Source organism: Vreelandella nanhaiensis, from assembly GCF_003990185.1.
GTDB classification, from domain to species: domain Bacteria; phylum Pseudomonadota; class Gammaproteobacteria; order Pseudomonadales; family Halomonadaceae; genus Vreelandella; species Vreelandella nanhaiensis.
The window spans coordinates 178331-197929 of record NZ_RZHF01000016.1 but is presented as its reverse complement, the minus strand read 5'-3'; the positions used below and the strand labels follow the sequence as shown (position 1 = coordinate 197929).

The window sequence follows — 19599 nt, the reverse complement described above, 5'->3', positions numbered from 1 at the left end:
AGAAAGATAAATAGAAAAAAGAGGGCGGTTTAATGAAGGCCGCCTTTTTCATTTCGCAACGGGAAATGCTAAAAGCTTGTATACGCGGTTGTTCCTGGAGTGGTGCCGGTGTTCATAGCTGTTATTGTCAAGCCGCTCTCTCTATATGTCCGTTATTTAGCTAGGCAGCGCTACTCATGAGCTATTCAATAACTGATCCAAACCATGTCATAACTTCCAATAGTCATATTTAAGTCTAATGCCTGTCTGGATAAGCTCTTGCTAGCATGTAATTCGCAAAACGTATTTTTATTCGTAATGCGAACAATGATGATTATTACAAGGTGGAAAGGCAGTGATAAATAACAAGGAGCTCGTGCGGGCCGTATCTCTTGGTGTCGTCTTAACATTGCCCGTGGTGGCAAACGCAGGTACCGAAGTGGTCATGTTAGGCACGGGAACGCCTGTGCCCAATGGAGAGCGTGCTGGTGCAGGTATCGCTGTTATTCATGATGGCGAAGCCTATATTTTTGATATAGGCGCAGGCGTTATTCAGCGGGCGATTCAGGCGTATGAGCGGTACGATATCGAAGCTTTATATCCTCCTAAAATTAATCATGTGTTCCTGACTCATTTGCATAGCGATCACATCCTCGATTTTCCTGAGTTGCTAGGCACTTACTGGTGGCGTAGAGAAAGCCCTATTAACCTCTTTGGGCCAGTTGGGACTGAAGAAATGAGCGAGGGGGCTTATCAGTTTCTCACGCTCGATACTGAAACCCGCCTTAAGGACAAGAGTCCGGTTACCAATCCTGATGCGGCTAGAGCCAATGTGACCGAGTTTGATAGCCCCGGCGTCATTTTCGAGGAGAATGACCTGCGGGTTGAGGCGTTCCCCGTTTCGCATGGTGACTGGGATTTAGCTTATGGTTTCAAGGTGACGACCCCAGATAAGACCATCGTCATTTCTGGCGATACTTCCGCTAATAGCGAGGTAACCCGACAGGCCAAGGGCGCTGATATTCTAATTCACGAAGTGATCAGCCATGAGGGTTGGAGCGATCTTTCTGAAGAGTGGCAGGCCTATCATCAATACGCGCATACCCTGACGACCGAGCTTGCTGATATTGCCGCTGAGGCCAAGCCTGGCCTGCTCGTGCTTTATCACGTACTCCACTATGGCGCACCGATCGAAGGTGTTGTCGATGAGGTAAAGGCAGGCTATGACGGCGAAGTCGTTTTGGCTGAAGATCTGGATATCTTCAAGTAAGCCATAGGGCAGCTCTCCCAGGGGTTGCCTCATTTATCTCTAGGCCGGTGCACCTAGCTATAGGCCTAACTACCATGCAAGCTATTATGCTGCCTTTATTCTCGAATTGGATGGCTACAATACAGAGGCTGTTTGTCATAGGTAAGCATACCGCCAGCTAACAATCAGCTGCACAGGGAACACACATGGCCCAATACTTCACTGAGGTTGGCGCGGGGGAGCGGTATGATCAATATCGACCCAAAACCCATCAGGCTGTTGTTCAAAAAATGCAGCAGCATTTGAAGGGCAGGCACTTTGAGCGTGTGGTTGATGTGGCGTGCGGCACCGGTGATTCTACCGTTCCACTGCTGGCTATTGGCGAGGAGGTGATCGGTATTGATTCATCCGACGAAATGCTGGCCATAGCGCAGAATCGTGGCCTCTCTGTTAGAAAAGCGGACTACACTGACCTTCCTCAACAAGGTCGTTTCGATCTCATCTCGACGTGTATGGCGTTTCATTGGTTTAATGGCCTGCGGGCTGTTGCCTCCTATAAAGCCGCGTCCAACCCTGGGGCTTTCTGGCTCATCTATAATTTCGCATTCGCGGGCCATACCACTTCTGAAGCGTTTAATCATTGGCTTCGTGAAGAGTATTTTAAGCGCTATCCATCGCCGCCGCGTAATCGATTTGAAGATATGACGCTGGCAGATGATGAAGAGCTTTCCGTTATAGCAAATGAAAGCGGGTGGCTACCGGTAGAATTCACGCTTGAATCTTTGATCGGTTATTTATCCACTCAATCCAATATTGGAGAGGCAGCGCGTAAGGGGAGAACCCTTGATGCGATAGCTAGTGATTTATGCAAAGAACTTTCAGGTATCGATATCACAGGCGCGTTTAAGTATGCCTACTCTTACGAAATTCTGGAGTACGTTGCAATCAATAAAAGGCTGCTGTAAGTAGGGTATTGCATTGTTCATGTAAGCCCTCTTTCCTGCAATATTCTTTTATGATAATTACCATAAAAAATTCCTAGTGCTCTAACGCCATGGCAAGTGTTAGCTAACCAAGAGAGGTTTTTTATGAATAAAGATATTGAGAATACCGATCAGCTCGGGTCTATCAATCGTAAAATAGTCGCCGATGGAGAAAGCCTGCCAGCGGTTCAGCTTAAAGACGGCAGCCGTGTGCAAACAGGCACTGTGGCAACCATGTTGCATAACATTGCGCTATACAATGCGGGGGAGCGCGATGACATAGAGCGGGAACTGGAGTCAGCCATTCCAACACTCGTGAAAGTGGGGCTCTTTGATCTGTTTTCTCCAGACGAGTGGGTCCGTGGGAGCAATCCTGGGCGTAAGTTTGTTGGCGAGTGTGCAAAGAAATACTTGGGCAAGCAGAACTGAATATTTGAGTGTCTTCATGCGCGAAGATCGCGCACAACGGAGTTATCTCGTAAAGTCATAACAAACGATCAGCGACGGGCGGGTAACTGCCTTGTTCAGAACCTCCCTTTCGGTCAGGAGATGCTGCGTTTGAATATCGAAAAGTATTCTTATGCAGTTGTTTGCGGCTATGTCATGTTCTTTACTCGTCCAGAATTCAATAAAATCGGATGTTTTCAACGTGAACCAAGGCAACATGGATTATCAGGAAATCAATGCTAGAGAAGTGCCCATTCAGCTTTTACTCGAAGCAGATCCTTCAGAGCAGAGCATCGAGTCTTACCTTGATGACGCATGGTGCTTTGTGGTCAAGCGTAATGGAAAAATTGCTGGAGTTTGTGTCGCAAAAGCTATCAGCGACAACATCGCTGAGATATTTAATGTTTCGGTATATCCAGAGTTTCAGCAACAAGGCCTTGGCTCTGGCCTGCTGCGGTTTGCTTTAGCCGAACTCAAAAACAAAACAGTACAGCGGGTGGAGTTAAGTACCGTCACCTTTGGGTACCAGCTTACCTATTACCAGCGCCATGGATTTAGGGCCGAGCGGGTGATTAAAAACCATTTTCTAGATAATTACTCTGAACCCATTATTGAGAATGGCATACAACTTCAAGATGCGCTGCGGCTGTACGTCGAGTTTTAGCTTAAATCATGGTTACTCTCGCGGAGAATTCTTATTCAATAAGTCGGTTTCATCAGAACTGTCAGCAATTTCCTGTTCTACCTTTTTCATCAGCTTCTCGTCGGGGCGGGCATTCAACACCTCATCCGCTTCGTGGCCTCGTAATATCTGCTTCGCACGCGCTTTGGCCTGCTGTTTGTCTCTATCGTCAATTGTATTAGGCCGAATGGCTGTTTGAGAATTAGGCGTGGTCGGGGGTAGCGTCATATCGGGGGTGAGCGAACCCGCGCTTTCGCCCTGAAAGCATCCCAACCCTTGTTCAAGCTCCGGGTTAAAGCGTAAGCGGTAGATCGGTTCAGGTAAGCTGAACCCTTGGTTTTCTAATGCATGCTTGGTTTCGCGAATAGCAATGCTGCGGGCTTTGCCAAAGTCCGTTCTTGACTGATCTACCCATATTAGAAACTCCAATACGATGTTGGAATCGCCTACGTGAGTGATGATGGCAATGGCCTTGGGCTCAGCTAACACAAAGTCTAATTGGTTAATCGCATCAAGACCCACCTTGATGGCCGCTAAGGGGTCGTCATTTGCATCAACCCCTAGCTCAAAAGTAAAGCGGCGCTCTGGGTTCTGGGTGTAATTGAGGATAATGCCTTTGAATACATCAGCGTTGGGAATACGTAGCTGATTACCATCCAAGGTCATGAGAATCGTGGCGCGCGAGGTGAGGCGCACCACGATCCCTTCTCGATCATTGATGACCACATGATCTCGTGCCTGGAAGGGTTGGCGAATACTAAGCATCAATGAGGCAATGTAATTTTCAATTGTGTCTTTGACGGCAAAACCAATGGCAATACCGATCACCCCTGCACCGCCCAGCAGCGTACCTATAATCGTTTCAGCGCCTATCAGGCTTAACGCCAATATTAACCCTAAGATAATAAAAATGACTTTGATGGTTTGTGCCAATAATTCTGCTACGAATGGGTTAGGCGTCAGTCGTTGCCACAGGCTTTTCCGATGAGACAGCCAAGCGCCAAACCACGCGACTAGCCCAAACAGTAAGAAGCCGACCATTAATAGGGGCAATGCCTTGAGCAGGTTTTGGCCCTTGGTCCTTAGGCCTTGATAGGCGGTCGAGACATTGTCTTGCACGTCCAACGTACGGTTGATGTGGTCATCCACCGTTACCACGTCGGTCAAACGGTTGGCTAAATTGATGGCTTGCTGGGCTTTTCTTTCATTGGCCGTTTCACCCGCTAATGTAACGACGCCTTGGGAGACGCTGACTTCAACCGCGCCCAGCCCATCAATTTCAGAAAAAATTCCGCTAATGCGCTGACGAATTTCATTGTCTTTGAGCGGTGAAGGGGTGGTTTCGATCTGCGCATTATTAGTGCTCTCGCCTCTTATGGTTGGTGATGAGTGCGCTGTTGTGTCCTCTTCTACGCCATTGGCTGTAAGGGGGATGTTGATGTCTGAAACATTTTCCTCTGCAGCCTGGACCGATAAGCCCAAGAGCATACTCAGCAGTAACACTAACTGCCCCCACGCTCGTAAAGACCGACGTGCACTTGAAGGGGGTAAAAAAGCGGCCATAACTATCCTTGTCATTGTCTATTGATAGGCTGAGTCTTACTCAATCTAACGCGCCTCCTATATAGCGCGCTCTATGATGATAGCTTCAAAATCTCGCTACGGGCCTCAATCAGTGCGGCCGTTTGTTCGTCGGTCTTGTCGACTTTTACGGCCTTTACACATTTGGTCAGGCTATGCGCCGAAGCCCTGAGGAGCTTTTCTCTTATGCTTCAATGGTATCTCGGGAGTGGCCCCTGAATACGGGGCGATTCATTAGTTCGTTCGGAGATGTTGACCTTCACGCAACGTGAGGCTTTAGAGTTCGCTCATTGTTCAAAAACGATGGAGATAGCAATGCCGGATCCGATGACGACTCAAACCCCAAAGGCCAATCCCAACGACTCTGCCCATCGCGTGGCGATTGCCCGTGCAGTGCATCAGCTATTGGACGAGCCGAGAGTGTTAGATGATCCTTTGAGCTTGTCCCTCCTTGGCTCGGAGCTCAGTAAAGCAGTGAGTACTGACCCATTTGCTTATAACGACTCTAGCGCCCGCTCCATGCGAGCAGGCATTGTCGCCCGCAGCCTGCTTTCAGAAAATACACTGAACGCCGCTGTAGCCAGAGGTGTGTCTCAGGTAGTGAGCCTCGGTGCTGGTTTGGATACCTACGCCTTGCGTTATGGTGCAAGCTTGCCCCAAGTAAACCTGTATGAGGTGGATCAGCCAGAAATGCTGAACCTCAAACAAGATCGGGTGGTGCAAGCCGGATTGACGATACCCGCGAGAGTTCAGTTTGTCGCAGCTGACCTGACGCGGCAAAATTGGCTTGAAGCGCTGGCCGGGTCGGGTTTTGATTGCACTCAGCCTGTTGCTATTAGTTGGATGGGCGTTAGCCCTTATCTAACACCGGAGCAGGTGTGTAACGTGTTGGCATCGGTGGCTGGCCTGGCCCCAGGGGCGGTTATCGTCTTTGACTATCGTGTGGCTACCAACTTGCTCAACCCCATCGAACAATCGATAGTCGCTGTTTCTGAGCAGATATTCGCCGCTATGGGAGAACCTTGGCTTTCGCAATTCCATCCGGAAACGTTGGTGGAGGAATTGCACGGAATGGGCTTCGCCCAGATTGATAATAATGATGCCGCTGACCTCAACCAACGATACTTTCACCGTCGTAAGGACGGGTTGCAGATTGCTGGTAGTGGATTCAATTATATTGTTGCTCTGCGTTAAACCTTAGGCATGACCAGGAGGCCGCATCGGGTCAAATGGCTCAGTTACTAACATGAACATGCAACGAGCAAAATCAACGCAACCAAGCATCGAGGGAAAAGCTAGAGGGGGAGGGCATAGCTAATGAAGCAAAGTAGAAGCGACGATATCACCAAGCCTATGCAAGCGGGTGAGCTAGCTCGGCGCGCTGGTATAACCGTGCGTACCCTGCATCATTACGACGCTTTGGGACTCCTCAAGCCTTCGGGTCGTACCGAGGCTGGCTATCGTCTCTACAATGTTCGGGATATTACTCGCCTTCAGCGTATCCAACTGCTTAAGAACCTGGGGTTTACCTTGGCGGATATCGCCTCACTTCTGCAAGATGATACCCGCCACTCCATCAAGAGGCTTGTGGACGACAACATCACAGCACTAGACATCCAAATCGATAACGCTACGCGCTTGAGGGATCAGTTGCAGCAACTGCGTAATACACTCGCTGGGGAGGCGGAACCCAGTACGGAAGTATTTCTCAATACTCTGGAATTGCTGGAGGCTTATAGTCGCTATTTCTCTAGGGACGAACTTCAAGATCTGCGTTTTTACACACGACAGCGTGCCACGCGGGCTCAATGGCAACTGCTGCTCGATGAATTAAACACTATCCAAGCCGAAGGCGTGAAGCCGTGCACTCCTACAGCCCAGGATTTAGCGGTGCGCTGGATGGAGCAACTGGAACAGGATACTGCTGGTAACCCTGAGCTACTTCGAAAGCTAAGCCTGATGGCCGAGCGGGAGCAGGCGCTGCAGGACTATCTGGGCGTCGAAAAGGAGCAGGTGAACTTCATCCAACAGGCTTTTCTGGAGCACAAGCTAGCCATCTTCCGTCGCCACCTGAGCCCGTCAGTCTACACCTATCTGGCTAAGCGGTATGGCGACTATATGAAACGTTGGCCACCTCTACTTAGGCGTATTAACCAAATGCTGGAACAAGGTATTAGCCCCGAAAGCAAAACCGGTAGAGAGGTAGCTCAGGAGTGGTTGGCCATCTTCCAGGGCTATGCTGGTCAGGATCCAAAGGCGCATGCAGAAATACGCAAGGTGCAGATGAATGAGCCAGAGCTTCGCCGCGGTACTTGGCTTCAGGACGGACAACTCGCTTTTCTTCAGCGCGCAATGGCTACTTTGAAGCACTAACACTGAGCTGCCATAAGGGCTTTGCAATGTCTTGTGGCAACTGGGGTGGTATTGAATTCAAGCGCTTCGTCTAGCTGGCCTGCTCCCAGCGTTTAAATTCAAAAGAATCTCAGTAGCGCTCATCACTTTAAAGGATGATGAGCATGGGAAAGCGATTCACAGAGAAAATTACCCCATTATGAAAGCCTTTAAGGAAGAGAGCGTCCGGCTCAAGAAGCTATTGCCGAAAGGAATTTAAACCTTCATTATCAATAATAAGCAGAGTAGCTCCATAGGGTATTCTGGCCAACAATAAATTATATTTTATTAGTAAAATTAAAAGTTATTTACAATGGTTGCTAGGTTTTGGAGTTTTTAATGAGGGTTGAAACTAAAAAAGAGGTATTGGAGAGTGAGTGGCGTTATTTAACCCAGTGGAAGGAAAGGGTTTTCCCCGAAGAGGGACGTGGTAAAGAGTGGACGCCTGTTTCCTGGCATTCCATTGCTTACTCGGAAGCCAATGATCCTATTGGCCACATTGGCTTTGATAGTTTTGAAGTCTTGGTCGATGACGTCCCACGTTTAGTGGTTGGTATTGGCGGTGTTGTTGTACGGCCAGAATATCAAGGAAAAGGTATTCCAGCCTTGCTGTTTAATGAAGCACATGCTCAGGCGATCAAAAATTTGGGGATTGGGGTGTTTACCCTCTTTTGCCCGTCTCGCTTAGTCGCTTATTACGAAAAGCAAGGTTACCAGCGTTATAGGGGGGCTGTTTATTTCCTTCAGCAAAGTGAGAGAGTGCTTTCTACCTTCGAGTTTATGCATTATGGAGATTTAGCTACAGATGGCGAAGTGCTATTAAAAAGCGAGCCTTGGTGAGCTGTAGTTTCTTAATTGGTGTATAGAGTAGATGAAAAAAGCACTATTCAAAAGTGTAAATGATGGAGTCTTGATTTACATGTAAAGAATCCGCTCTCTTCAAGTCTGAGTGGATTTCTGATTAACTTCGTTCGTTGCTGCACAAAAAAATTTATCAAATGGTTCTCTGTGATGCCATTGGCGCAGTTGACCAACAGTTAGGAACAACCAGATGATACGCAAATACCGAGAGACTGATATTGATCAAGTGTTGGATATCTGGCTTTCAGCGTCGATTAAAGCGCATGCTTTTATTGGGTCAGCGTTTTGGCAGTCAACAGTTAGTGAAATGCGTGATACCTATATTCCTGCATCGGAGACCTTTGTATGTGAATATGAGGGTCAAATAGCTGGATTTTACAGCCTATACGGAAACACATTGGCTGCAGTTTTTGTGTCTCCAGGCTTACAGGGTAAAGGTGTGGGATCAGCTATGCTTGATGATGCAAAAACCAGAAGGGAGTGCTTGCAGTTGACGGTCTACAAAGAGAATGCTCCAAGTATCAATTTTTATAAGAAGCATGGATTTATTTTATTAAAGGAGCAAATTGATGAACGAACTGGTCATCCAGAGTTAGTGATGGAATGTTACTGTTAACAGTACATAGCAATAACCTACTGTTTGTGGCTGCTTGACGTAAAGCATTAAAGGAATATTCGATGAACGGTGAATGTCTCTGTGGAGAGGTTAAGTTCGAAATAGAAGGGGAGTTACCGAACCTCTATCAATGCCATTGTTCTCTATGCCGTAAAGCAACTGGATCTACATCAAATACGGCCACTTTTGTAAAAGCGGATAGCTTCCACTGGGTTTCTGGTCAATCCAAAATCAGCGCTTTTCAGAAGCCAACCGGTTATCGGAATGATTTTTGTTCGGTTTGTGGCAGCCTAGTACCTAATAAATTGAGAGATACTGGTTTAGTGTGGGTTCCCGCTGGCTTGCTGAATGATATAACAGCATCTCAAATATCTATTCATCTTCACCTATCTTCATCGGCTTCTTGGGCGACAGAAGCCGATGGCTGCGTTCGGTTGGGTGGTGCCCCTGATAGTTTGGAATCGCTTAACCAGGCATTGCAGAGGACAGGCCGTTGAATGTGGACCGAACTCTTTGCCTCTGACGGCTGAAAATGCCCTCCCATGCCTCTAATGGCGCGAGCAGATAAAAACGATCTTGCCGAAAGCAACTAAGCAAAACATAACATCCCCGCCACAAAAACCGTAAAATGATCGCCCATAGGCCATCCCCAAAGGTATAGCATTACCGGCCACGGTGGGCGGCTGCTTTGCAAACGTCGATGTTTAGCAGGCTTATTTGCTTGTTACTATTTTCAAATAGAGAAAAGGTAGTTGTTCATGATTAACACTAAAATATACAAGGCGGTTTACGAACTCGCTGAAAAGCTCATGAAAGCTGCCGATAAAGAGGATAGGGAAGCTTTCGATGCGCTCTATGCGGAGTTGGAAGCTATCTGCATTGAACACGAAAATACCGATAAAGATCACCCCGAACAGTGGGAAACGCTGGCGGACTTTACCGAGGAGTTGGAAGATGCGCTGGCGATCTATGAAAAAGCCATGAAAAAAGCCGTGGCCGCCAATTCGAAAGACCATATGTCCTCCATCGGTTTTTCCATGGCTACCATGCAGGTTGAACTGGGCCAGACGGACGCGGCGATCCAAAACCTTCAAAATGCCCAAATAAGTGCCAACAAGATTGAAGATAAAGAGCTTAAAGCTGAAATCGATGAATTGCTTGAACAGCTGACGGCGGGTTAGTCAGCTGCGTGGTAAACATGGAAATATCCGTGATAGATGTAACAATTGACCGTGTTGGGTTTCCCTAAGACTAGGAGCTGTATTTTGACCAATAATGATATTCTGCGCCGCATACGCTATTGCTTTGATTTAAAAGATAATGCCGTGTTGAAAATTTTCTCTCTGGCAGAGTTTGATGCGACCGCTGAGCAGGTATCTGGGTGGCTGAAGAAGGAGGAAGACGAAGGCTTCCTCAAGATGAGAGATAAGGAGTTGGCCGCGTTTCTTAATGGTTTTATCAGCTATAAGCGTGGGAAACGTGACGGCGAGCAACCCGCGCCTGAAAGCAAGTTGAATAACAATATGGTTTTCCAGAAGCTGCGCATCGCCTTGAATTTAAAGGCGGATGATATTTTAGGTATATTCGAGCGGGCAGGCTTTATTATCAGTCAGCATGAGTTAAGCGCGTTTTTCCGCAAACCCAGCCACAAGAACTATCGCGAGTGTAAGGATCAGGTGCTTCGCAATTTTCTGATGGGTCTTCAACATCAGTTACGTCCAGACGCTAATAACTCAGGTTCGGCATCCTGAACTTATAGAACTGCACACAGCAGCAGCCGATAGGAAAGGCAAGGGGGGTTGCTATTTGCCTTGCTGGGCCAGTAATGCAATGTGGGTACTGGCTTCAACGCTATCCATGTTGTACCTGAATGGCCTACCGCAAAGCTGAGTCATGGTTAAGTGATAAAAGAGATGTCGATGATTACCGGACTGAACCATATCACCCTTGCCGTCAGTGACCTGGAGCGCTCACTGCATTTTTATATCGAGATGCTAGGTCTGAAAGGCCATGTGAAATGGGAGGATGGCGCTTACCTGTCGGCCGGCGATTTATGGCTGTGCCTCTCATGCGATGAGCCATGTCCGAAAACTGACTACACCCACCTTGCCTTCGCTATCGCGGCCTCGAATTTTGATGCCTTCTATACACGTTTGAAAGATGCTGGCGTGCCACAGTGGAAAGTGAATCAAAGCGAAGGGCGTTCGGTGTATATACTGGACCCTGATGGCCACAAGCTGGAAGTGCATGTGGGCGGCCTGAAGAGCCGCTTGGAGGCTCTAAAATCAAAACCGTATAGCGGGCTTGTCTGGTTGTGATGATTTACTCCTAAAGAAATTTCTCCTGGTTCCGATAATTACTTAAGCCCATCAACTTTCTGATCGCCGCTAAGAGTTATCCATGCCAAAAACGTTGACCTGTTTCATCACGACTCTGCTACTGCTAGCGCCCTATGCCCAGGCGAACTCCGACGCGGCAGAAGCCGCAGTGCTGGCATGGCTTGAAGCAATTGACAGCGGCGAGTATGAATTGGCTTGGGAAGAAGCATCACCTCTGCTTCAACGCCCGCTATCACCCAGCATGCTGGAGCGGACCATAAGCGCGGCACGCCGTGATTTCGGGGTGGTGGAATCGCGGCGGCGCACACGGGTCATCAATGAAACCTCCATGCCCGGCGCGCCTAAAAACGATTACAGAGAGTTCACTTATCATACGCATTTTTCCAATAAGCCGAGCATCACCGAAATCATTACACCACACCTGGAAGAGGGCGTTTGGAGAGTAAGCGGCTATTATGTCAAATAACTGGGCTCAATAATTATATTGAATAGCCACGTGAAGTTACTGCGAAGTATTAAATCTTCACGCAAACAAAAATGGCGTTTCCTGAGATGTTGTTCCAGGGCGTGATAGCTTCAAAGTTGTGCTCAAATACATGAACCTCAAAGTAAGGCTCAAGCAGGGTAATTAGCTCGGTAAAGCTAACCGCTACCATGGGATGTTCGTCGTTCCATACCTGGGTATCGCAAGTGTTGGTTTTTTCGATGCTGAGTTTGAGGGCCTGCTTGTCGCCGCTTCCGCTGTAATACCACCCCGAGCGAAACGTGAACAGATCGTCGGCTTTTTTAGCGGTGTGTTTTACAAATAGATCGTTATCGATTTTGTCTTTATCGACCGCGTTAAAGCAGAAAACCCCACCACGCTTTAACGCATTGTGTACGCTAGCAATACACGCCTTGAGCTTTTCAATCCCGTCGCTGTAGTGAATTGAATACAAGAAACAGGTAATCAGATCTTGCGGGTCGTTAACCTGGAAGCTACCCATATCCTGGCATGTAAAGTGGGCTTCCGGGCAGCGCGTGGCGGCGATATCCAGCATGGGCTGGTTGATATCCAGGCCGCTACTCAGGTAGCCATGATCAATAAAATGACGAACGTGGGGACCGGTGCCGCAGGCGAGATCAAGGTGAGCATTGCCGCCGTTACCGAAAATTTGATGAAGCCTGCGAACCGCATCACTTTGCGCCGGGTAGTCGATGTCTTCGCACATCAAATCGTAATAGCCTGAAAGATCGGTATAGAGTGCGTTAAAGGACATGGCGGCCTGGGTAGCTTGGGATTGAGGGTGGCGCATAGTAAACGAGTGGGGTGGCTTTGAGAAGTAACGCGCCTTGTTGGCTTGGCGTGTCATGATTAAGCGGGTATTCAAACGTCAGGCATGAAACCGGGCCTGACTTTGAAAAAGCGCATAGTGAATGGGCACTATGCGCTTTTTTCTTTATTACAGCTTTGCATTTGTAATACCGTGCAACTTGAAGCGGGCTTACTGACCATCTTTTATATTCATTAGGTAGATGGTAAACATAATCAGTGACCCCGCCACAAAGCACCAGACGCCGGCGGTTGCGTAGGCTGCAAACGCGGGCAGGAACAAAAAGCTGCCAAAGAAGAAACACAAACTGGAGAGAATGCCCAGCAGGTTAGGTAGTTGTTGGCGCAGCGTTATCACCATCAGTTTATCTCCGGTGTAAACTGAAAGCTGACCGCTATCCGGTTCCAGCTATTAATCTCCAGAATAACGCTGGTGAGTTCCATCAGCCCTTGTTCGCCAAACGCGGTAATGGCGTTTTTATAATCGTCATCACTGACCATTTTCTGGCTAATAAGGGTGAGGGCTTCTGCCCAGGCAAGCGCGGCACGCTCTTCAGCAGAAAAGCACGGCGCTTCTCGCCAGGCGGGCAATACATCCAGGCGCGCCTGACGCTCGCCATCGTTTCGAGCCTCTTGGCTGTGCATATGCTGGCAGTAACAGCAGTGATTGATTTGTGAGACGCGTAGTTTAACCAAGTGAATTATTGTTTGATTAACGGTTGAACCTGACTCGACCTTGCCCAAGGCAAGAAGATGCTTAGGCAGGCGAGGGCACAGACGGTAAACGGATTCAGGTGATAGGCGTTGCAGCATGGGAATGCTCCGGTTGATAAGTTGAAATATGAGCTTAAAACCGGGAAACCTTCACGCCTTGTAAATTTGCGACAATTTGCGCTTTCGATATGCCGCCGGAGTTTCATAGGTGAATTTATGAAAGGCGTGAGAAAAATGCGCTTGGTCGAAGTAGCCACACTGTAGGGCTATCTCCGCGAGGGGAAGATGACTAGTAGCTAATAGCTGGCGAGCATTATACATCCGGGCGTAACCCACTAAATGGCCGGGTGAAACACCTACCTCTTGCTTTAATTTGCGCTCCAGCGTGCGCCGAGTAAATCCCAGGTTGGCTATTAGCTGCTGCGGTGGGAGTTGCAGTCGGCTAATTTCGTAAGCCAGTTTTTGAATACGGCTATTATTGGGTGATTGGCTTTCCAGCCGACTAAACAGCCAAGCCTCTAGCAAGGCAAGGCCCTTTACTGCATTAACTTGGTAAAGACGTTCGACCACAGGCATCAGGCTATCCAACCAAGGAGGTTTTTCATCAATGCCCAATGAATGATGGGTATCGGAAAACTGCTGTGGCTCCAGGCCCAGCAAAGCGTAGGCACCTGCCGCTTTGAATCGAATGCTTAAACAGATTTCCGCTGGGTTGAACGTTTCAATCAAGGTGCTTTTATTAAAGCAAAATGTGATGGTTGGTTGGGTGCTGGCAAGTGTGATCGTAAGGCTGGAGCCAGCATCGGGATAGAGCTTTTCTGTTTGAGGTGTAACAACGCCGCCTTGCCCGGCCATGGACCACAGGCATTGCACCCACGGGCGAAGGCGCTGATCGGGTAAGCGCTGCTGCAAGTTCAAACAAGCGGCGTTGCTGGGCAAGATAATTAAGGCCATGGCGTCAACCCGCGATCATTGATGAAAAAGGCTTCATCGCATGGCCTTTATTAAACCTTAAAGACACGAGCCGGGAAAGTGTGACTACACTCGCACAGTCTGTGAGACGGTCACATCCAAGCAGCTGAAAGTTGGCTATGCTTGGGCAGTGAAGCTCTCAATATGCAATAACGCGTTAATCAGGATTGAATCTTACCGGAGGCATTATGGATGAGGCCGTTTATTGGTATGCACTGGCGACGGTGCTGCTGTTTGCGAAGATGTTCGCTACGTCTTTATATCAGGGGTTTCACCGAATCTCGAAGATGACCTTTAAAACGCCGGAGGATGCGGCACTGGCAGGCAAGGCGCCTGCGCAAGAGGAGTTGCCGCAGGTACAAAAGGCCAGCAAAGCCTGGTCGAATGATCTTGAAAATATCCCCATTTTTCTGGGGCTGGGCGTTGCTTACGTTCTGGTGGGCGCTTCTTCAGGGCTCGCCATGTGGCTCTTTATGCTATTTACCGCTTCGCGCTACTGCCACACGCTATGTTATCTGAACGCGCTTCAGCCTTGGCGTACGATTTCCTACGGCGTGGGAATCGTATGCATGATCATTATGTGCATTCAAATTCTGGTTGCGCTGTTCTAATGATTGGCGGTGCGCGCCGCCCTTATTGGGTTACGCTTTTTCTATAGGCGCTCAATTAAACCGACATGGTTAGCTGGGAACGGCGCCAAATGCTGGGCGCTTCATGCAGTATCTGCACAACGGGTATTTGATTGGCCTTCGCCGCGTTTAATAGGACGCGTTGGTTCGGCCGCAGCAAGCGATTCTACCCAATAATCACGCACGGGAAAGGAAGACTGCACGTCGATCATAAGTAGCGCGGTGTTCGATAGTGACATGGTAAGCCTCAATGGCAAGGAAGTGAGGCTACAGCGTAGAGGGTTTAGGCCACGCTAACGATGCGCTAAGCGGTCACGAACCGGTCAATATCGGACATCCTTGATTTGATAAGTGAAAGCCCATTATTAATATAGAGTCCGTCAATCCATCTACGGTATGCTTATCAAAACAGCTTTCAGCTCAAGAGAACTTACATGCCACTTATCGCTACTACCCCGGAGCCACCTTACTACGCGGTGATTTTTACATCAGTACGTACGGATATCGATGATGGCTACGATGAGATGGCGGCCAGAATGGTTGAGTTAGCCGCGCAGCAGCCGGGATTTTTAGGCGTTGAATCGGCTCGGAATGAAGTAGGCGTCACTGTTTCCTACTGGGCTGATTTGGAGTCGATTAAAGCGTGGAAGGCTCATGCCGAGCATCAAGAGGCACAGAGGCTTGGGCATCAGCAGTGGTATCAGCACTTTAAAACCAGAATTACCAAGGTTGAGCGGGATTACGGCATATAGCATATGCTTTTTTTAGCCTCCAAATTCCAGCTGTTTACATCACTTGGCTCGTCAGCACTTGTAGTCCCAGTACTATCAGCAGCACTATTACACCGCCTACCACGCTAGTCAGTAATGCATGACGCTTCCATAGCATCAGGACGCGATGACCAAACCGGCTTACCAGCCAGGCTAATCCGTAGTAGCGAAGGCCACGGGCGATCAAGACGGCCAGAGTAAACAGCAGAACTGAATAGCCTGAAAGCCCCGCAGTAATCATGGCTATCTGGAAGGGAATGGGTAGGATGCCGATGGCTAAAATAGCGGCAAAGCCATACTGATTAAAAAAGGTTTGAAAGAATTGGTAGCTCTCCTGCCAGCCCATTAACTCGATAAACCACATGCCTATGGACTGGAATAGCAACATGCCCACGCCATACCCAACCAGCGAGGCGATAAGACAACCTGCCGTGGTAACGGTGGCCAGCAGCCAGATACGCTGCCTGTTAGCCGCCATTAGCGGGATGAGTATTAGCTCAATAGGAATGGGCAAAATGATGGTTTCAAGAAAGGAGAGCGTGCCGAGTAGCCATAGCATATTCTTTGAGCCGTTAATGCGCTCAAACCATGCTTTAGAGCTTTTTGAGGTAATGGCCATGGGCGAGGTCTACATCGCTGGATTAATACGGCGATAAATAGCGGCTAATACACTATAGGCGCCAAACGCGAATAGCCCAATAGCAACGAATGCCAACAGCCACTGGCCATAGGCCTGGCTTCGCAGTGCACTGAATACCTCTTCTGTGCCGCCTGCCTCGCTAGGGCTTACTTGATAGGCCGCAATCAGAAAAAAACTGCCCACAACTACGAACACCGAGCCGCGGACAACAAGACCGAAACGACAAACCGGATAGGCCCAGCGCTGAATATGTGTTGGCATATCGAAATTTTTATCAAATTTGGTTTTTAGGCCCTTTATGCCATGGGCAATGCCTGCACCAATAATAACTAGACCCACCGCACCTACCAGCCAGCGCCCGAGAGGCTGTTGCAACAGCCAGCTTACAACGCCCTCAGAACCACCAGAACTATCAGAAGAGCCGCCAAGGCGAAAGATCAGGCTGGCGGCGTAGAAGGCCAGCAGTGTATGGGTGATTGCACTGACTAAGAGGCCTGCTCGAATGGCAAGCCCTTTTGCCTCAGTGCCGTGATGATCAGCATCCTTGACTGCCTGGATGGTGCGCCACATCGCATAGCCAATAAGGCCCAGGGCAATGACAGCCAGTAGAATCTTGCCGAAAGGGGCGGTTAGCACGATTTCCAGGGCGCCACGGCTGCCCTCGGTTTGCCCCCCTTCGCCCAACGCGGCAAGGGCGGCAAGGCCGCCGACCAGAAGGTAGACAACGCCGCGTGCCGCGTAACCCATACGGGCAAACAGGGTAATAGCGTCCCGATGATCATGCACAGGTGTTCGGTTGGCCATGGTGTCCTCCTGACTAATATGGCGTTTTTCAATATCCGTATAAGGTAGTTATCCATATTGGGCTGGTCGCATGTTATTGTCTAGCGTGAGTGATGCAATCAACGATGCCAAGTCGTTAGTGGCTATCTTTAGTGGCTATCTTGTTATTCATGATTCACCTCATTGGCTCGGATATAACGTATGCCTCCAAGCTCTCCTCCTCTAGCGGCTCCTCTTTTTTGGCGTGACCCCCGGATGCCGTATATCGAGCTGCGCAAAATCAGTGATGCGCGCCGCGTATGTTATGCGCCGCATAGCCATACGCACTGGTCGTTTGGGGCGGTCACCGCCGGTAAAAGCACGTTTCGTTACCGTGATACGCCTTATCAAATTAGCACGGGCGATTTAGTGTTAATGAACCCACATTGGGTACATGCGTGTAATCCCATTGAAAATGAGCCTTGGGCCTACCTGATGCTGTATGTGGATACAAATTGGCTTACCGACTTGCGTTATCAGGCAGGGCTGCTAGCTTCACCACGCTGGGAAGACATTGCAACGGCGGTAATATCAAAGCCAGCGTTTTATAACGCTTATCAGGCGATGGCCGCTTGCTTACTGGATAACCAGCGCAGCCTGCTTGAGAAGCAAACGTTGGTGGTCGAATACTTGCTGGAAGTGTTGCAATGGCTTGCTCAAGGGCCCCGTCAGCCGCGACAGAAAGTGCCCGATGAACTCCTGGCAGTGGCCGCGTATCTAGATGCATATGCGTTAAAAGAGCTACCTCTGCAAGAGCTTTGCGATTACTCCGGATATAGTGCTGGGCATCTCATTCGTACGTTTAAGCAACACTTTGGTTTGACGCCCCATGCGTATCTTGTTAACCGCCGAATCCAACTCGGCCAGCGTGAGCTCAAGCAAGGCAAATCAATCGTTGAAACAGCCTTGAAGGTAGGCTTTAACGACCAGCCTCACTTTCAAAGAACTTTTAAGCAGTTGGTTGCAGCGACTCCCAATCAGTATCGGCAATCGCTAGGCGAGCAATAAGAATAGACAGCTTGTGGCCAATAACACAGCGAGCAACCGGTTAATGGTTACTAACAGTCGAGGCGTTTGAATAGAGCGCTTTAAAAAAGCCCCGGCGTATACCCAGCTTGCTAGCGATAACCAACAAATGGGTAGGTACAGCGCTGCAAACATGGCAATTTGCGTCAGGTCGTTACCGCTTGTATAAGCACTAATGCCTGAAGCTGATGCAATCCATGCTTTGGGGTTTAGCCACTGCATGAGCGCGCCCGTCATAAAGCCAGGCGGTTTTGCTATTGCTTGCTCAGGCAGCGTGCCGTCATCCATTGCTAGCTTGATACTTAGATAAAGCAGAAATGCCACCCCAGCCCAACGTAGTAATACATCGAACAGTGGCACTGTAGTAAGCAAAGAGTAGAGTCCTGCTCCAATCCCTAGAAACAGCGCTATAAAGCCCAGTGTGGCACCGGTCACAAAGACTAATCCTTTCGCGATAGGGTAGTGGGTGCCGCTACTTAGGCACACTAGATTCACCGGGCCAGGGGAAATGGATGCTGCAAGGGCAAAGGCTGACATGGGTAGTAATAACGAAACGCTCATGGTGATCCTCCTAAACAGTAGGAGAAGTGTGCGATGAGGTTGGTACGGCGTATTGTATAAAATTGATATGCGCAAGATTCGGGTCGGCAGGCCGCTATGGAGCGCTTAAGCTAGAGGTAGCTTGGGTATCAATTAAAGGAGCCGACAATGGATGATTACGCGCGTATCGAGAAGGCGATGGCCTACATGGTGGAACTTGCGGCATTGCAGCCCAGCCTGGAGGAGGTCGCTGCCCATGTCCACTTGAGTGCCTATCATTTTCAGCGTCTGTTCTGCCGTTATGCCGGTATTTCGCCCAAACGCTTTTTACAGGCCCTGACCTTGGAGCGCGGTAAGCAGCTATTAAAAGAGCCGCGTGCGTTAGTTGATGTGGCTCATGAGCTTGGGCTGAGCGGGGGCTCTAGGCTTTATGATCATTTTGTGCAGCTGGAAGCAGTGACGCCAGGAGAGCATAAGCGCCAGGGGGAGGGCGTATGTATCGAGTACGGCGTGCATGCAACGCCCTTGGGTACCGTGCTGGTAGCGGTAACCCCGCGCGGCATTTGCCGCATGGGCTTTGTAGATGCTACCAGCGCTGATGAACTGCTGGCGCGACTTGCCAAGGAGTGGCCGCGAAGTACGCTCCATCATCGCCCTGAGGCGACGGCTTATGTGGTCGATGCGCTATTTGCAAGGGCTAAAGCCGAGCCCGGTACGTTAGCGCTTCACGTGACCGGCACTAATTTCCAGATTGCCGTATGGCGCGCACTGCTCACCATTCCTGAAGGCCAGTTGGCAAGCTATACGCATATTGCTCAGGCTTTGGGCATGCCTAAATCGTCGCGAGCCGTAGGTAATGCGGTGGGTGCTAACCCCATTGCGCTGTGGATTCCCTGCCACCGGGTTATTCAACAAAGCGGCGCATTAGGTGGTTACCGCTGGGGTCTGCCTAAAAAACAGATGGTGCAAGCGTGGGAGATCGCCCAGATACAGGTGGCTGAACCTGAAGCCGAGCTGTTAACCGCGCACTAGCTACTCACGGAGGT

The 19599-nt window shown here is 49.3% G+C and carries 26 protein-coding genes; 17 read left to right on the top strand and 9 right to left on the bottom strand.

The genetic code is table 11. The features are described from left to right. Positions 1–355: 355 nt before the first annotated feature. From ELY38_RS13210 to ELY38_RS13190, 4 genes are all read left to right on the top strand, one after another. On the top strand, positions 356–1249 hold the full coding sequence (locus ELY38_RS13210; RefSeq protein ID WP_246009141.1) for an MBL fold metallo-hydrolase: 894 nt from the start codon (positions 356–358) through the stop codon (positions 1247–1249). A gap of 185 nt (positions 1250–1434) precedes the next feature. After that, positions 1435–2193 carry a class I SAM-dependent methyltransferase gene (locus tag ELY38_RS13200; RefSeq protein ID WP_127062745.1) on the top strand — a complete coding sequence of 253 codons (759 nt, stop codon included), beginning with the start codon at positions 1435–1437 and terminating at the stop codon, positions 2191–2193. Between the two features lie 123 nt (positions 2194–2316). After that, a complete protein-coding gene (locus ELY38_RS13195; protein ID WP_127062744.1) occupies positions 2317–2640 on the top strand; it encodes a DUF7709 family protein in 324 nt (107 codons plus the stop codon). Between the two features lie 220 nt (positions 2641–2860). Then, positions 2861–3322, top strand: a complete 462-nt coding sequence (locus ELY38_RS13190; RefSeq protein WP_246009140.1) for a GNAT family N-acetyltransferase — start codon at positions 2861–2863, stop codon at positions 3320–3322. 12 nt (positions 3323–3334) lie between these two features. Here ELY38_RS13190 and ELY38_RS13185 read toward each other — a convergent pair whose 3' ends face one another. Further along, positions 3335–4843: a mechanosensitive ion channel family protein gene (locus ELY38_RS13185; RefSeq protein WP_222845159.1), complete on the bottom strand. Its 1509-nt coding sequence runs from the start codon at positions 4841–4843 to the stop codon at positions 3335–3337. Between the two features lie 393 nt (positions 4844–5236). On the opposite strand from ELY38_RS13185, the gene ELY38_RS13180 reads away from it, so the two are divergent. From ELY38_RS13180 to ELY38_RS13140, 9 genes are all read left to right on the top strand, one after another. After that, positions 5237–6115 (top strand): class I SAM-dependent methyltransferase, encoded by an 879-nt coding sequence (locus tag ELY38_RS13180; RefSeq protein ID WP_222845158.1) that lies wholly within the window; start codon positions 5237–5239, stop codon positions 6113–6115. A gap of 123 nt (positions 6116–6238) precedes the next feature. Next, positions 6239–7294 (top strand): MerR family transcriptional regulator, encoded by a 1056-nt coding sequence (locus ELY38_RS13175; protein WP_127062741.1) that lies wholly within the window; start codon positions 6239–6241, stop codon positions 7292–7294. 357 nt (positions 7295–7651) lie between these two features. Then, entirely contained in the window at positions 7652–8152 is a 501-nt protein-coding gene (locus ELY38_RS13170) for a GNAT family N-acetyltransferase (RefSeq protein ID WP_127062740.1), read from the top strand. Between the two features lie 211 nt (positions 8153–8363). Beyond that, a complete protein-coding gene (locus ELY38_RS13165; RefSeq protein ID WP_127062739.1) occupies positions 8364–8789 on the top strand; it encodes an N-acetyltransferase in 426 nt (141 codons plus the stop codon). 62 nt (positions 8790–8851) lie between these two features. Next, positions 8852–9286, top strand: coding sequence for a GFA family protein (locus ELY38_RS13160; protein WP_127062738.1), 435 nt, complete (start codon positions 8852–8854; stop codon positions 9284–9286). Between the two features lie 261 nt (positions 9287–9547). Further along, on the top strand, positions 9548–9970 hold the full coding sequence (locus ELY38_RS13155) for a tetratricopeptide repeat protein (RefSeq protein ID WP_127062737.1): 423 nt from the start codon (positions 9548–9550) through the stop codon (positions 9968–9970). Positions 9971–10054: 84 nt separating this feature from the next. Further along, positions 10055–10540, top strand: coding sequence for a YehS family protein (locus ELY38_RS13150; protein ID WP_127062736.1), 486 nt, complete (start codon positions 10055–10057; stop codon positions 10538–10540). Between the two features lie 168 nt (positions 10541–10708). Further along, complete coding sequence (fos, locus tag ELY38_RS13145) at positions 10709–11107, top strand: fosfomycin resistance glutathione transferase (protein ID WP_127062735.1); 399 nt, start codon at positions 10709–10711, stop codon at positions 11105–11107. An 82-nt stretch (positions 11108–11189) separates the two neighbouring features. Then, a complete protein-coding gene (locus ELY38_RS13140; protein WP_127062734.1) occupies positions 11190–11594 on the top strand; it encodes a DUF4019 domain-containing protein in 405 nt (134 codons plus the stop codon). Positions 11595–11643: 49 nt separating this feature from the next. Here the strand turns inward: ELY38_RS13140 and ELY38_RS13135 are convergent, their stop codons facing one another. The 4 genes from ELY38_RS13135 to ELY38_RS13120 form a co-directional block, all read right to left on the bottom strand. Beyond that, complete coding sequence (locus ELY38_RS13135) at positions 11644–12387, bottom strand: class I SAM-dependent DNA methyltransferase (RefSeq protein ID WP_127062865.1); 744 nt, start codon at positions 12385–12387, stop codon at positions 11644–11646. A gap of 225 nt (positions 12388–12612) precedes the next feature. Beyond that, positions 12613–12801, bottom strand: a complete 189-nt coding sequence (locus ELY38_RS13130; protein WP_127062733.1) for a YrhK family protein — start codon at positions 12799–12801, stop codon at positions 12613–12615. Then, a complete protein-coding gene (locus ELY38_RS13125) occupies positions 12801–13253 on the bottom strand; it encodes a carboxymuconolactone decarboxylase family protein (RefSeq protein ID WP_127062732.1) in 453 nt (150 codons plus the stop codon). Before ELY38_RS13125 ends, ELY38_RS13130 begins: the two co-directional genes overlap by 1 nt. Before the next feature lie 51 nt (positions 13254–13304). Beyond that, the gene (locus ELY38_RS13120; RefSeq protein ID WP_127062731.1) at positions 13305–14108 is read right to left on the bottom strand and encodes a helix-turn-helix transcriptional regulator; all 804 of its coding nucleotides are present in this window, start codon (positions 14106–14108) and stop codon (positions 13305–13307) included. Positions 14109–14314: 206 nt separating this feature from the next. Between ELY38_RS13120 and ELY38_RS13115 the strand changes: the two genes are divergently transcribed. Further along, positions 14315–14737, top strand: coding sequence for an MAPEG family protein (locus tag ELY38_RS13115; RefSeq protein ID WP_127062730.1), 423 nt, complete (start codon positions 14315–14317; stop codon positions 14735–14737). Positions 14738–14838: 101 nt separating this feature from the next. On the opposite strand, the gene ELY38_RS13110 is transcribed toward ELY38_RS13115, so the two are convergent. Continuing rightward, positions 14839–14994: a hypothetical protein gene (locus tag ELY38_RS13110; RefSeq protein ID WP_246009139.1), complete on the bottom strand. Its 156-nt coding sequence runs from the start codon at positions 14992–14994 to the stop codon at positions 14839–14841. Between the two features lie 195 nt (positions 14995–15189). On the opposite strand from ELY38_RS13110, the gene ELY38_RS13105 reads away from it, so the two are divergent. Continuing rightward, a complete protein-coding gene (locus ELY38_RS13105) occupies positions 15190–15507 on the top strand; it encodes an antibiotic biosynthesis monooxygenase family protein (RefSeq protein WP_127062729.1) in 318 nt (105 codons plus the stop codon). A gap of 34 nt (positions 15508–15541) precedes the next feature. Here ELY38_RS13105 and ELY38_RS13100 read toward each other — a convergent pair whose 3' ends face one another. Next, positions 15542–16144 (bottom strand): YqaA family protein, encoded by a 603-nt coding sequence (locus ELY38_RS13100; protein WP_127062728.1) that lies wholly within the window; start codon positions 16142–16144, stop codon positions 15542–15544. Positions 16145–16153: 9 nt separating this feature from the next. After that, positions 16154–16969 carry a DUF1206 domain-containing protein gene (locus ELY38_RS13095; RefSeq protein ID WP_127062727.1) on the bottom strand — a complete coding sequence of 272 codons (816 nt, stop codon included), beginning with the start codon at positions 16967–16969 and terminating at the stop codon, positions 16154–16156. A gap of 234 nt (positions 16970–17203) precedes the next feature. Between ELY38_RS13095 and ELY38_RS13090 the strand changes: the two genes are divergently transcribed. Beyond that, complete coding sequence (locus ELY38_RS13090; protein ID WP_246009138.1) at positions 17204–17995, top strand: AraC family transcriptional regulator; 792 nt, start codon at positions 17204–17206, stop codon at positions 17993–17995. On the opposite strand, the gene ELY38_RS13085 is transcribed toward ELY38_RS13090, so the two are convergent. Further along, the gene (locus ELY38_RS13085) at positions 17981–18574 is read right to left on the bottom strand and encodes a LysE family translocator (protein WP_127062725.1); all 594 of its coding nucleotides are present in this window, start codon (positions 18572–18574) and stop codon (positions 17981–17983) included. The genes ELY38_RS13090 and ELY38_RS13085 overlap by 15 nt on opposite strands. 147 nt (positions 18575–18721) lie before the next feature. Here ELY38_RS13085 and ELY38_RS13080 point away from each other — a divergent pair, with 147 nt between their 5' ends. After that, positions 18722–19585 (top strand): methylated-DNA--[protein]-cysteine S-methyltransferase, encoded by an 864-nt coding sequence (locus ELY38_RS13080; protein WP_127062724.1) that lies wholly within the window; start codon positions 18722–18724, stop codon positions 19583–19585. Positions 19586–19599 lie beyond the last annotated feature (14 nt).

Coding starts and splice junctions, on each gene's coding strand:
- ELY38_RS13115 (WP_127062730.1), top strand. CDS start 14,315: ATGGATGAGGCCGTTTATTGGTATGCACTGGCGACGGTGCTGCTGTTT.
- ELY38_RS13170 (WP_127062740.1), top strand. CDS start 7,652: ATGAGGGTTGAAACTAAAAAAGAGGTATTGGAGAGTGAGTGGCGTTAT.
- ELY38_RS13140 (WP_127062734.1), top strand. CDS start 11,190: ATGCCAAAAACGTTGACCTGTTTCATCACGACTCTGCTACTGCTAGCG.
- ELY38_RS13120 (WP_127062731.1), bottom strand. CDS start 14,108: ATGGCCTTAATTATCTTGCCCAGCAACGCCGCTTGTTTGAACTTGCAG.
- ELY38_RS13125 (WP_127062732.1), bottom strand. CDS start 13,253: ATGCTGCAACGCCTATCACCTGAATCCGTTTACCGTCTGTGCCCTCGC.
- ELY38_RS13165 (WP_127062739.1), top strand. CDS start 8,364: ATGATACGCAAATACCGAGAGACTGATATTGATCAAGTGTTGGATATC.
- ELY38_RS13155 (WP_127062737.1), top strand. CDS start 9,548: ATGATTAACACTAAAATATACAAGGCGGTTTACGAACTCGCTGAAAAG.
- ELY38_RS13105 (WP_127062729.1), top strand. CDS start 15,190: ATGCCACTTATCGCTACTACCCCGGAGCCACCTTACTACGCGGTGATT.
- ELY38_RS13180 (WP_222845158.1), top strand. CDS start 5,237: ATGCCGGATCCGATGACGACTCAAACCCCAAAGGCCAATCCCAACGAC.
- ELY38_RS13085 (WP_127062725.1), bottom strand. CDS start 18,574: ATGAGCGTTTCGTTATTACTACCCATGTCAGCCTTTGCCCTTGCAGCA.
- ELY38_RS13110 (WP_246009139.1), bottom strand. CDS start 14,994: ATGTCACTATCGAACACCGCGCTACTTATGATCGACGTGCAGTCTTCC.
- ELY38_RS13200 (WP_127062745.1), top strand. CDS start 1,435: ATGGCCCAATACTTCACTGAGGTTGGCGCGGGGGAGCGGTATGATCAA.
- fos (WP_127062735.1), top strand. CDS start 10,709: ATGATTACCGGACTGAACCATATCACCCTTGCCGTCAGTGACCTGGAG.
- ELY38_RS13175 (WP_127062741.1), top strand. CDS start 6,239: ATGAAGCAAAGTAGAAGCGACGATATCACCAAGCCTATGCAAGCGGGT.
- ELY38_RS13160 (WP_127062738.1), top strand. CDS start 8,852: ATGAACGGTGAATGTCTCTGTGGAGAGGTTAAGTTCGAAATAGAAGGG.
- ELY38_RS13195 (WP_127062744.1), top strand. CDS start 2,317: ATGAATAAAGATATTGAGAATACCGATCAGCTCGGGTCTATCAATCGT.
- ELY38_RS13090 (WP_246009138.1), top strand. CDS start 17,204: ATGCCGTATATCGAGCTGCGCAAAATCAGTGATGCGCGCCGCGTATGT.
- ELY38_RS13135 (WP_127062865.1), bottom strand. CDS start 12,387: ATGTCCTTTAACGCACTCTATACCGATCTTTCAGGCTATTACGATTTG.
- ELY38_RS13080 (WP_127062724.1), top strand. CDS start 18,722: ATGGATGATTACGCGCGTATCGAGAAGGCGATGGCCTACATGGTGGAA.
- ELY38_RS13130 (WP_127062733.1), bottom strand. CDS start 12,801: ATGGTGATAACGCTGCGCCAACAACTACCTAACCTGCTGGGCATTCTC.
- ELY38_RS13095 (WP_127062727.1), bottom strand. CDS start 16,969: ATGGCCAACCGAACACCTGTGCATGATCATCGGGACGCTATTACCCTG.
- ELY38_RS13100 (WP_127062728.1), bottom strand. CDS start 16,144: ATGGCCATTACCTCAAAAAGCTCTAAAGCATGGTTTGAGCGCATTAAC.